Below are 12,172 nucleotides of genomic sequence, written 5' to 3'. Positions count from 1 at the left end.
GCCGCATGGTGCGCTGGCGCCGGGACGCGCGTCGAGCCGCGGCGTGCGGCGGGCGGCGAGCGACGAGCGTCACGCGGGCGCGACGGCGGCAGGCGGACCCACCGGCTATCCGGCTATCCGGCGCCAGGCCGGTCCCGCACTTCAGCAACACCTCGTGGCAGACCCCGAGGCGTAACAAGGTTCGAATTCGATGCGAGCTAATCATCCATTTCTGCGCTACTCCGAATCCCTGCTCGTGCGTCAGCCGTTTCGCACGCTGAAGGGTTTCGCGGGCGGCTATATCGCGTATCCGATTGCGGAGAACGCCGAAAAGCGCGATGTGCGCTCAAAGATCCGCGAGTTGCGCGAGCACTATTCGCTGCCGATGCCGCATCGCCGCCGCATCGCGCTCGAACGGCTCGTCGCGACGCTCGAATTCGCCGGCGCGCAGGTGCCTTACTATCGCGACCTGTTCCAGGCGAGACAGTTCGATCCCGCCAAGGTCAAGGACGACCCTCGCTATCTGGAAGAGCTGCCGTATCTGACCAAGGACATCATCCGCGAGCAGGGGCCGCGTCTGCTGTCGGGACCGCTCGTGGCGGGCCAGCATCACGCGTGCAAGACCGGCGGCTCGACCGGGCTTTCCACGACGATCTACTACGACCAGGAAGGCGCCGATTATTCGTCGGCGGTCACCAACTATTGCCGCGAGCGGATCGGCAAGCTGCGCCATCGCTCGGAGCTGCACTTCGCGTGCCGCTTCCCCGACCAGGTCGTGCCCGAATGGCCGTCGCGCGAAGACTTCAAATGCTTCGCGATGAATCGCAGCAACATCTTCTTCGACCGCATCGACGATCAGGGCCTCGAGGAAATGTGGCGCGTGCTGAAGCGTCGCCGGCCGTATCTCGCCCACTCGCATCCGTCGACGATGTATGCGCTCGCCTGTTACGTGCAGCGCAAGTACGGCGGCGGCAGGGCGTTCCAGGTATTCGAGTCGAGCGGCGAGCTGCTCGAGCCGCACGCGCGCGAGATGATCGCGAAGGCGTTGCGCTGCCGCGTGATCGACCGGTACGGCCTCGCCGAGCTTGGTGTCATGGCCTACGAGCTCGACGGTCACGAAGGCGGCTTCCAGATCCTCGAATCGGAAGGCTGGCCGGAAAGCCGCGTCGCGCCCGACAGCCTCGACGGCGCGCATGAACTCGTGTTCACCGGTTTCCGCAACAGGCTGATGCCGTTGATCCGCTACACGACCGGCGATCTCGCGCGCGTGCAGGAAACGGAGCGGGGCTTCTTCCTGACCGACGTGGTCGGGCGGATACATGACGTCGTGCCGATCAACGGCGTCGCGCATCCGACGCACCATATCCAGGACATGCTCGATCACCGCGTCGGCGGAATCCAGGAATTCCAGATCGATCTGCGCACGACGCCGCCCACGCTGCGCATCGTGCTCGAACCGCACGCCAACGCGGAACAGACGACTGCGAAGCTGCGCCACTTCTGGCAGGACGCGTTCACGATCGCCTACGTCGGCCACAACGATTTCGTGCGGGTGGGCAGCCGGGCCAAATTCCGCCACGTGGTGAGCGCATGATCGGCGTCGCGTTTGCCGACGCGCGCGCCGATGCCGGCCAGTACGTGCTGGCAGCGCTGCGTCGCTCGGTCAGCACAACGCAGGCGCAGGCGATCACGCGCAACATGCTGCACGAGACGCCACCCGACGTCGTGGTCGCCGTCGACGCGCCCGATGCATGGAGCGCGGACCTGATCGCATTCGTCGAGGCGCGGCCGCGCAAGCTGATCGTGTTCGGCCATATGCCGATCGCGCTCGCGAACTATCTGCGCTATCGGCCCGCGGCCCTGCCGCCTGAACTGGCGCAGGCGAGCCGAAGTGCATCGGCGCCTTCGGGCGAGTCGCGCGAAAGCGCGGCGGCGGTGCGTTACGGCGTGCGCGCGCAGACGCTCGGCGGCGCGGCATGGCATCGCCCGTTCGAGCGCTTCGATTTCACGGACGAATGGAACAACCTCGGCTACGGCGCGATTCGCGCCGACGGCTCGATCTGGGCACTCGCGCAGGCGCCCGAAGTACCGGCCGAAGCGGAGCTGGCTTCGGTCGTCGTGAACGGCGAGCGGCAGTTCGCCTACGCGGCGCTGTGGGACGCCGGTGCATCGGGCGTGTTGTGGTTCAACCGGCCGGTCGGCCCGTGCGATTCGTTCGAATGGCGCCTCGTCGAACAGTTTCTGTCGGGCTACCGCTCCGATGCGCTGCCGTGTCAGCCGGTGCTGAGCGAATTGCCGTGGGGCTACGACGCGGCGATCACCTCGCGCCTCGATTGCGACGAGGACGTCGAATCGGCGCGTCCGTTGTGGCAGGCGTACCAGCGTCTCGGCGTGCCGTTCACGCTCGCCGTGCACACTCGGAACCTGCAACGCGGCGGCCAGCACGACATCCTGCGCGAGTTGCTCGCCGACCGGCAGCAGGGCGCGGTGCTGTCGCACACGGCCACGCATTCGCCGAACTGGGGCGGCAGCTACGACACGGCGATCGCGGAAGGCGTGCAATCGGCCGAACTGCTCGAACGCGCGACCGGCGTGCCGGTGCGCTATGCGGTCTCGCCGTTTCACCAGTCGCCGCCGTACGCGCTGCGCGGCCTCGTCGATGCGGGCTACGCTGGCTGCATCGGCGGCATCATCCGCAACGATCCCGAGTTTCTGATCGCGCGCGGCGGCGCGTTGGCCGGTTTGCCGGCGGGTTTCGTCGGCCATAGCCAGCAGTGCATGCTGCACGGCGACTGCATGCTGAAAGAGGGCGATCCGCTCGCGATCTTCAAGCAGGCCTTCGACTACGCGTATGCGACCAACACGCTGTTCGGCTATCTCGACCATCCATTCTCCGAGCGCTACGCGTATGGCTGGTCCGGCGAGGCGGCGCGCATCGACGCGCACGAGCAGTTCATCGCCTACATGCGCGGCAAGGCGCAACGGCCGCTGTTCCTGCACGAGGAAGCCGCGCTCGATTTCCTGCGCTTCAGATCGCTCGCGCAAATCGTCGAACACGACGGCGCATGGCGCGTCGTCACGCCATTTGCCGATACGACGCCGCTCGCGCTCGGCGTCGAGTTCCGCGGCGCTCATACCAAGGTCGAGGCGGGGAAAGCACTGCAATGAAAGTCATGGTGGTGATGGGCACTCGGCCCGAGGTCATCAAGCTTGCGCCGCTCGTGCGAGCGCTGCGCAGCGAGTTCGACACGATCGTCTGCGCGAGCGGACAGCACAAGGACATGGCCGGCCAGGCGCTCGAATATTTCGGCATCGAACCGGACATCACGCTCGAAACGATGCACCCCGGGCAATCGCTGAACGCGCTCGCGTCGCGCCTGATCGCCGCGCTCGATCGAGCGCTCGACGAAACGCGTCCCGACTGGGTGATCGTGCAGGGCGATACGACGACCGCGTTCTGCGCGGGCTTCGCGGCGTTCCAGCGCGGTATCCGCGTCGGACACGTCGAAGCGGGGCTGCGCACCGGCGATCTGGCGAGTCCGTTTCCCGAGGAAGCCAACCGCAGCCTGCTCGGCCGCATCGCGACGCTGCATTTCGCGCCGACCGCGCGGGCGCGTGACAGCCTGCTTGCCGAAGGCGTCGCGGCGCACAAGATCGTCGTGACCGGCAACACGGTCGTCGATGCGATCGGCGAAGTGCGCGCGAGCTGGAGCGTCACGCCGCCCGCGAGTCCGCTGCCCGCATGGCACGGCGCGCAGCAGCACGTGCTGGTCACGTGCCATCGCCGCGAGAATTTCGGCGACGTGCTGCAGGACATTTGCCGCGTGCTGCGCGATCTTTGCCAACGCTATAGCGATTACCGCTGGGTGTTCCCGGTGCATCTGAACCCGGCCGTGCGCGAGCCCGTGCACCGCGAGCTCGACGGCATCCCGAACCTCGCACTGATCGAACCGGTGGACTATCCGACCAGCCTCTACCTGATCAGCGGCAGCGCCGTCGTGGTCAGCGATTCGGGCGGCATCCAGGAAGAAGCGCCGACCTTCGGCGTGCCGGTCGTCGTGATGCGCAATCACACCGAGCGCCGCGAAGGCGTCGATGCCGGTTTCGCGACGCTCGCGGGCCAAAGCGCTGCGAGCATCGAGCGCGCGGTGATCGGCTGGCTCGACGATCCGGCGCGGCGCGCCGCGCTGCGCGATCGTGCGAATCCGTACGGCGACGGGCTGGCGTCGCGGCGCATCGTCGACAGCCTGCGCGGCCGACCGGTCGAGGTGTTCGTTGGCTGACGGCAAGAACCCCGTGCTTCCCGCGCAAGACTGCGTGCTGTTTTCGACCGCCGACTGGGACGAGCCGTACTGGACCAACAAGCAGCACACGGCGAGCATCCTCGCCGCGCGCGGCTGGCGAATCCTGTATGTGGAAAGCGTCGGCTTCCGCTCGCCGAAAGTGGGCAGCGGGCGCGACTGGTCGCGGCTGTGGCGACGCCTGTGGCGCGGCGTGCAGTCGCTCGTGCTCGGGCCGCCGCGCCGCGCCGACAACATCTGGGTGCTGTCGCCGCTGATGGTGCCGGCGGGGCATCATCTGCCGTTCGTGCGCGCGCTGAATCAGGCGATGCTGCGCTTTTCGGTGAACCGCTTCGCGAGGTCGCATCGCTACGGCAAGCCGGTCGTGTGGACCTACCACCCGTACATGCTCGATGCGATCGCGACGCTGCCGCGCGGGCCGCTCGTCTATCACTGCGTCGACGACATCGCGGCGATTCCCGGCGTCGACGTCGATGCGTTCCGCAACGCGCAGCAGGATCTGCTCGGGCGCTGCGAGGCGGTGTTTACGACTGCGCAGTCGTTGAAGGACGTGTGCCTGCCGTTCAACCGCAATACCCATTTCTTCGGCAACGTCGTCGATGAAGCGCACTTCGGCGCGGCGCGCGCCGACGGGCCGCTGCCCGCCGAACTCGCCGCCATCGACGAGCCGCGGCTCGTGTATCACGGCGTGCTGTCGGACTTCAAGGTCGACCTGCCGCTGCTGCTGCATACCGCGCAGGCGCGGCCGCAGTGGCAATGGGTGATCATCGGCGAGGAGCGCGAGGGGCAGCGCAGCGATCTGCTCGCACAGCTCGCGCGTCTGCCGAACGTGCATCTGCTCGGCTACCGGCCATATCGCGTGCTGCCGCAGTATCTGCGCGGCATGCGGGTCGGCGTGCTGCCGACGTTGATCAACGAGTACACGCACTCGATGTTTCCGATGAAGTTCTACGAATATCTCGCGGCCGGTTTGCCGGTCGTATCGACGCCGCTCGATTTCGCGAAGGAGCCGCGCGCGGGCCTCGAAGTGGGCGGCGATGCCGACGCGTTCATCATGGCGATCGAAAAGCAGTTGGCGCGCGGCAAGCTGAACGCGGATGAAGCACGCGCGGCGGTTGGCGACAATACGTGGGAGGCGCGGCTCGACAAGATGCTGGCGATCACTTTCCTCTACCCGCAAGCCGGCGGCAGCAACGCGCAGCAGCACGGCGCGGAGGTGCGCACGTGAGAGTCGTTCATGTGTACCGCACGTACTTCCCGGACCCGCCCGGCGGCCTGCAGGAAGCGATCCGCCAGATTGCGCTAGCGACGCGCGAACGCGGCGTCGAACCGCGCATTCTCACCTTGTCGCCGAGCCCGACCCCGACGGTCGTCGACTATCCCGAAGGGCAGGTGATCCGCGAGAAATCGTGGGCGGCGCCGGCATCGTGCGATCTCGGGGGGCCGTGCTCGGTGATCAGGTACCGCGAGATGGCCGACTGGGCCGACGTCGTGCATTTCCACTTTCCGTGGCCGTTCGCCGACGTCTTGCATCTGCTCGGACGCACGAAAAAGCCGACGGTGATGACGTATCACTCCGACATCGTGCGGCAAAAGCTGCTTGGCGCGGTCTATGGACCGCTGATGCGGCGCACGCTGCGTAGCATGTCCGCGGTGGTGGCGACGTCTCCCGCCTATGCGCGGACCAGCGAGGCGCTCGCCGCCTGCGTGTCGCCGGAGCGCCTGAAGACGATTCCGCTGGGGATCATCGATTATCGCGACGCGCCGCAGCCGGCCGATGCGCAGCGCAATCTCGCGAGCCGGCTCGGTCTCGAACCGGATGAGCCGTATTTTCTGGCGCTCGGCGTGTTGCGCTATTACAAGGGGCTACATACGCTCGTCGAGGCTGCGCGGCACGTGCAGGCGAAAATCGTCATCGCGGGCTCGGGACCGGAGCGCGAGCGGCTCGCTGCATTGGCGCGCGAGCATGGCGCGAGCAACGTGGTGTTCGCCGGGCAGGTTACCCATGACGAAAAGGTCGCGCTGCTCAAGGGCTGTCGCGCGATGGTGCTGCCCTCGCATTTGCGCTCGGAAGCGTTCGGGATGGTGCTGGTCGAGGCGGCGATGTTCGGCAAGCCGATGGTGTGCTGTGAAGTCGGCTCCGGAACGTCGTTCGTCAACGAGGATGGCGTGACGGGATTCGTCGTGCCGCCCGAGGCGCCGCAGCCGCTGGCCGCCGCCATCAACCGGCTGGCGCTCGACGAAGCGCTGGCGTGCCGCATGGGCGCGGCGGCGCGGGAGCGGTATGAGCGATTGTTTTCGGGTGCAGCGTTGGGCAGCGCATATAAATCGCTGTATGAACAGGTATTGTCTTCCTGAATCGTTAATTACTTTCTCTTTTCTTCTGTTAAAAGAGGGTGCGGCACCGCTCCGATGGGCCGCAACCGCCTTGCGCATCGGATGTTGTAGTATTTGCGCAGCCTGGACCAAGGCGTCGATCGTCTCGTCCAGTTCCTACTTTGCGCAGTCAAATTTCCTAATGTGCCATCGTTTTCTCACCCAATTTTCCGGCAGCGGTGAATGCAATGAGCTGTAAGCCTCTCGTGGTAGACCTCGACGGAACACTGATTCGTTCGGATGTGCTGATCGAATGCGGCTTTGCTTTTACCCGTTCTGCCCCGCATCGTTTTTATGAGCCGCTTCTGTGGCTCATGCGCGAGGGCAAAGCCGGGCTCAAAGCGCGCCTCGCCGCGGCGACCAATATCGATGTCACCGTTCTGCCCTACGACCCCGCGGTAATCGAGTGGCTTAAAGAGGAGCGAGCCGCGGGGCGCACACTCGTCCTCGCGACCGCGAGTCACGAGCGCTACGCGAAGGCGATTGCCGAGCACCTGGGACTCTTCGATAGGACTTTCGCGACCGATGGCGTCACCAACCTGTCCGCGCATCGCAAGCGCGACGTATTGGTTGCGGAGTTCGGCGAGAAAGGCTTCGACTACGCGGGAAATTCGCATGACGATGTGGCCGTATGGGCCGCCGCGGAGCGCGCGTACGTGGTCAATCCGTCGAATGGTGTGGAGCGCACGGCGCGCAAGCAAGGCAACGTCGCGCGGGTGATCGATGGGCGCGCCGGGTGGTTGAAGCCGTGGGCGAAGTCCTTGCGGCTACATCAGTGGCTGAAAAATCTGCTGATTTTCGTTCCATTGCTGGCGGCGCATCAAGCGTCGGATCCGGCCTTGCTGCTGTCGGCGGCGCTGGCCTTTCTTGCATTCGGTATGTGCGCGTCGAGCGTCTATCTGCTCAATGACCTGCTCGATCTCGAAGACGATCGGCATCACCCGACAAAGCGCAAACGTCCGCTCGCTTCCGGCTCGTTACCTCTCGCCTGGGGGGCGGCGCTCTTTCCTGTGCTCCTTGTGATGGGCGGGTCGATTGCGTGGTTCCTCCTGCCTCACAAGTTCGCGCTGACACTGCTGGGGTATTACGTACTGACGCTCGCCTATTCTTTTCATCTCAAGCGGCGGGTGATGGTGGACGTGGTCGTATTGGCCTCGCTCTATACCACCCGGATAATCGCCGGCGCCGCGGCGATCGATGCCAAACTCACATTCTGGCTGCTCGCTTTTTCGATGTTCGTTTTTCTTAGCCTCGCGCTCGTCAAGCGCTATGCGGAACTGCATGCGCTGCAGGAGCGCGGCCTCGCGAAGTCGCGCGGAAGAGGCTATGTGGCAAGCGATCTGTCGCTGATCTCGTCGCTTGGGGCCGCCTCGGGCTATCTTTCCGTGCTGGTTCTCGCGCTTTACATCCAGGACAGCAATACCACGAGCCTGTACCGGCATCCGCAATTCATCTGGCTTGCCTGTCCCCTGCTGCTCTACTGGGTGAGCCGGACGTGGGTCCTCGCGCATCGCGGACAGATGCATGACGATCCGATCGTGTACGCGGCGAAGGACCGCGTCAGCTGGGTAGTCTTCGGGCTGTGCGGCATCGTCTTCTGGATGGCGATCTAGCTGATGCCGAAAGTCTATTCCTGGGGGCGCTATCCGTACGCGCCACAAGATGCGCATCCGATCGCATGGCGCGATTCAGCCGCCGCGGTCTGGCGCGAGGCAGGCAACGAGGGGCGCACGACGCTCGCATTCGGCAATGGACGCAGCTATGGCGACAGTTGCCTCGCTGCCTCGGGCAACGTGATCCAGACGCTGCCGATGGATCGCCTGATTTCGGCCGATTGGGACAACGGCATCTTGCGCGCCGAGCCTGGTATGACGCTCGGGCAAATTCTCGATGTGGTGATCCCACGCGGCTGGATGCTGCCGGTCACGCCTGGCACCAAGTACGCGACCCTCGGCGGCGCGATCGCCAACGACGTGCACGGCAAGAATCATCACGTACGCGGCACGTTCGGCCGGCATGTGCGGCGCTTTGGTCTATTGCGCAGCGATGGCACGCAGTTCGAATGCGCACCGGACACGAACGCCGAGTTCTTCGCGGCGACGATCGGTGGCCTCGGCATGACCGGACTCATCACCTGGGCGGAGATCCAGTTGATGCCGATCAGATCGAGCATGCTCGACGTGACCAGCATCCGGTTTGCCAATCTCGACGAATTCTTCGCGCTTTCCGAACGGCTCGATCCACTGCATGAATACAGCGTGGCGTGGGTCGACTGTCAGAGCCGCGATGCCGCGCTTGGCCGGGGTATTTTCATGGTCGGCGACCACGCGCGCACTGGAGGGCTCGAGGTTGCACGCCGGAAGACGCGCACAGTACCGTTCACCTCGCCGATACCGGTGTTCAACCGGCTGACATTGCGCGCGTTCAACGAGTTGTATTACAGGCGGCAACGCGCCGACACGGTGCGCTCTTGCGTCAGCTACGACGCCTACTTTTACCCGCTCGACAGCCTGCTTGAATGGAATCGCATTTACGGTCGAGCGGGTTTTCAGCAGTATCAGTGTGTGCTGCCGGCACCGGTCGCGCGCGATGCTACCCGCGCCATTCTCGAGGCGATCGCCCTTAGCGGCACCGGCTCGATACTCGCGGTGCTCAAGCGCTGCGGCGATCTTCGATCGCCTGGCTTGCTGTCCTTTCCGCTGGAGGGGACCTCGCTTGCCCTCGATTTCCCGCAGCGCGACGCATCGAACCGCAAGCTGTTTGAGCGGCTCGATGCGATCGTGCGCGAGGGCGGTGGCCGCATGTATCCGGCTAAGGACGCCCATATGACGGGCGAGGATTTTCGCGCCGCCTATCCACAGTGGCAGCAGATCGAAGCGCTGCGTGATCCGGCTTTGCTGTCACGCTTTTGGGAACGAACCACTCGAGTATGAAAAATATCGTTATCGTAGGTGCCACGTCGGCGATCGCCATGGCTTGTGCGCGGCAGTGGGTTAAGCAGGGCGCGCGTTTCTTTCTCGTCGCGCGTAATGCGGACCGTTTGCAGCAGGTCGCGGACGATCTTACGGCGCGCGGCGCGCAGGCCGTGCTGTGCCACCAGATGGACATCGATCAGCTTGGCGATCACGCGGCCATGATGCAGCGCTGCGTCACCGAACTCGGCGCGGTGGACATCGTGCTGGTCGCACCCGGGACGTTGCCCGATCAGGGGGGGTGTCAGCACGACGTCGACGTTGCGGTGCGCGAGTTCAACACCAACGCGGTGTCGGTCATTGCACTGCTGACGCGCGTTGCGAACTTGATCGAAGCGCAGCGCGGCGGCACGATTGCGGTAATTTCCTCAGTTGCCGGTGATCGCGGACGCCAGTCGAACTATCTGTACGGCAGCGCGAAAGCGGCCTTGTCGGCATTCTGCGAGGGCTTGCGCGCGCGCCTGTTCAAGGTGGGCGCCCATGTCGTGACGATCAAGCCGGGCTTCGTCGCGACGCCGATGACGGCGGGCTTGCCCTTGCCAGGACCGCTCGTGGCGACGCCGGACAGGGTGGCCGGCGATATCGTGCGAGCGGTCGAGAAGGGCAGGGACGTCGTTTATACACCCTGGTTCTGGTCGGGCATCATGCTGATCATCCGCTCCATTCCGGGCCGTGTGTTCAAGCGGCTGTCGCTGTAATGGGCAGCATGCCGCGCCGCGGCCGGTGGTCGATTCTTCTTTCCTGACACGGTGGTCCTTCTCGTGAACTCCCCTGCAGCCTCGATGAGCGCGTCGCGCCTCGTTATCTTTTACTCGCTATTCGCGGGGCTTTCGATTCTCGCCAATATCGGTTTTCAGAAGGTCTCGCTGCTGGTGTATTCCGGTGCGTTCAGCGTGCCGTTATCGGTCGTCGTTGGGACAGGCGTAGGGCTCGTGGTGAAGTTCATGCTCGACAAGATCTGGATCTTTCGCTATCGCCATCGCGACCTCTCGCATGGCATCAAGAGCTTTATGCTCTACACCGTGATGGGGCTCGCTACCACGGCGATTTTCTGGGGCTTCGAATTCGGTGCCGATGCGATTTATCATTCGGAGCCTGCACGGTTCATGGGCGGGGTGACTGGGCTCGTGATCGGTTACATCGTTAAATATCGGCTCGACAAGGAGTTCGTGTTTGCCTGATGCGAGTAATGCATTCATTCTTGAGAGTTGCGCGAAAGCAATATCGGCGAATGGCATGCGCGAAAGGGTGGGGCACGGCCACCCTATCCTTGGGCACTCTTCCTGCGTTCAGTCTTTCTGCACATCTCCCGGAACACTACCTCAGCCGATTCCAAGCGCGGCTCGCCCGCTGATCGCGTTGGCCGCGGATGAAGGCCGTAGCGCCCGTCCTTCGCGCCACCCGAAATGCTGATAGTGCGAACCCGGATCCACGCCTGCTTCGGCGACATCAGGATTGGCTGCGAGATATTCGCGCGGATCGAAGTTCGGTGGTAGCGTCACCGGCTCATCGGGATCGAACTCGCTGTGCTCTCCACATATGCGACGTGGGCGCTTCACGACGTCCTGCCGGGCCCGCAATTCCTCGAGCTTGCGGCGCGCGCGCCCGAACGGCACTTCCGGCGTTGCATCGCTGGCCGATTGCGCCATTCGCCGCCAGCTCTCGGCAATGTATTGCGGATCGCGTGAGCGTCTCATGACGACCGAAAACTCGATATCGTTGCGAAGCGTGTCGTGAAAGTCTTCACATGCGAAATCGATCAGTTCCATTTCGCAAAGATCGGCAATCAGTTTCGCAAACGAGCGCGGCGTGAACACCCAGCAGTGAACATCGTGATACGTGCCGTTTTCATACGCATCGCGCGCGAGATGCAGCGCGCCTCGCCATGTGTGATGCCGTCTGACCGAGTGGGGGTCGATCCGCTTTTGCCACGCTTCCAGGGTCGAGACATCGGCGGCTGACAGACAGTGATCGAGCAGCGAGTAGGGCTGCGGTACCCGTGCACGGGCGATATAGCTTGCCAGCACTTCGGGCAGGCGGCTTTCGCGGCGGAAATAATCGAAGGTGTAGCGCCGGTCGGGAACCACGAGACGCACCTCGCCGGTCGGTTTGAGGACCGCCGCAAGTTCTCTGAGCCACGTCACCAGATCGGGAACGTGCTCGACGACGTGAGACGCCACCACGTAGTCGACATAGCGGCCGCCGATTGCTTCATGCAGCGTGTTGCGGCCCCACACCGCATCCACATTGACGATCTCGTTGATGTCGAGATGAGGATCGTCCTTGTACTTCTGGCGCAGGTGCGGTGTGTCCGTATGGTCGACGTAAATGATCTCGCCGCCATCGCTGCGTCGCACGAGAGGCCAGCACAGCGGGCCTATTTCGACGCCGACGCTTTCCCTGACGTTCAGTCCGTTCAGCAGCCGGCAACGCCGCTTATCTCGAATTTCGTCGATGCTGAGAGCATTGTCTTCCTTTGCCATGTTCCCTCCTCGTATTGGACGGCACAGCTTCAAGTGATGACCGACGTTCACCGCATTGCGC

Annotated in this window: 10 protein-coding genes; 9 read left to right on the top strand and 1 reads right to left on the bottom strand. The window is 64.2% G+C overall.

From position 1 onward, the window contains the following. The first annotated feature begins 190 nt into the window (after positions 1–190). From LJ655_RS04870 to LJ655_RS04830, 9 genes are all read left to right on the top strand, one after another. The gene (locus tag LJ655_RS04870) at positions 191–1,573 is read left to right on the top strand and encodes a phenylacetate--CoA ligase family protein (protein ID WP_230560123.1); all 1,383 of its coding nucleotides are present in this window, start codon (positions 191–193) and stop codon (positions 1,571–1,573) included. Next, the gene (locus LJ655_RS04865; RefSeq protein ID WP_230560122.1) at positions 1,570–3,147 is read left to right on the top strand and encodes a polysaccharide deacetylase family protein; all 1,578 of its coding nucleotides are present in this window, start codon (positions 1,570–1,572) and stop codon (positions 3,145–3,147) included. The genes LJ655_RS04870 and LJ655_RS04865 overlap by 4 nt, the downstream gene beginning before the upstream one ends. Then, positions 3,144–4,262, top strand: a complete 1,119-nt coding sequence (wecB, locus tag LJ655_RS04860; protein ID WP_230560121.1) for a non-hydrolyzing UDP-N-acetylglucosamine 2-epimerase — start codon at positions 3,144–3,146, stop codon at positions 4,260–4,262. Before LJ655_RS04865 ends, wecB begins: the two co-directional genes overlap by 4 nt. Beyond that, on the top strand, positions 4,255–5,508 hold the full coding sequence (locus tag LJ655_RS04855) for a glycosyltransferase (protein ID WP_230560120.1): 1,254 nt from the start codon (positions 4,255–4,257) through the stop codon (positions 5,506–5,508). The genes wecB and LJ655_RS04855 overlap by 8 nt, the downstream gene beginning before the upstream one ends. After that, a complete protein-coding gene (locus LJ655_RS04850; protein WP_230560119.1) occupies positions 5,505–6,638 on the top strand; it encodes a glycosyltransferase in 1,134 nt (377 codons plus the stop codon). The genes LJ655_RS04855 and LJ655_RS04850 overlap by 4 nt, the downstream gene beginning before the upstream one ends. A 206-nt stretch (positions 6,639–6,844) precedes the next feature. Next, positions 6,845–8,269 (top strand): UbiA family prenyltransferase, encoded by a 1,425-nt coding sequence (locus LJ655_RS04845; protein WP_230560118.1) that lies wholly within the window; start codon positions 6,845–6,847, stop codon positions 8,267–8,269. 3 nt (positions 8,270–8,272) lie between these two features. Next, positions 8,273–9,589 carry an FAD-binding oxidoreductase gene (locus tag LJ655_RS04840; protein ID WP_230560117.1) on the top strand — a complete coding sequence of 439 codons (1,317 nt, stop codon included), beginning with the start codon at positions 8,273–8,275 and terminating at the stop codon, positions 9,587–9,589. Then, positions 9,586–10,326, top strand: coding sequence for an SDR family oxidoreductase (locus LJ655_RS04835; RefSeq protein WP_230560116.1), 741 nt, complete (start codon positions 9,586–9,588; stop codon positions 10,324–10,326). Before LJ655_RS04840 ends, LJ655_RS04835 begins: the two co-directional genes overlap by 4 nt. Before the next feature lie 84 nt (positions 10,327–10,410). Beyond that, positions 10,411–10,809, top strand: coding sequence for a GtrA family protein (locus tag LJ655_RS04830; protein ID WP_230560271.1), 399 nt, complete (start codon positions 10,411–10,413; stop codon positions 10,807–10,809). Positions 10,810–10,950: 141 nt separating this feature from the next. On the opposite strand, the gene LJ655_RS04825 is transcribed toward LJ655_RS04830, so the two are convergent. Then, positions 10,951–12,111: a methyltransferase domain-containing protein gene (locus LJ655_RS04825; protein WP_230560115.1), complete on the bottom strand. Its 1,161-nt coding sequence runs from the start codon at positions 12,109–12,111 to the stop codon at positions 10,951–10,953. Between the last annotated feature and the right edge of the window lie 61 nt (positions 12,112–12,172).

It is taken from the genome of Paraburkholderia translucens (genome assembly GCF_020881035.1).
Lineage (GTDB): Bacteria > Pseudomonadota > Gammaproteobacteria > Burkholderiales > Burkholderiaceae > Paraburkholderia > Paraburkholderia translucens.
This window is presented reverse-complemented; position numbering and strand designations above follow the sequence as displayed.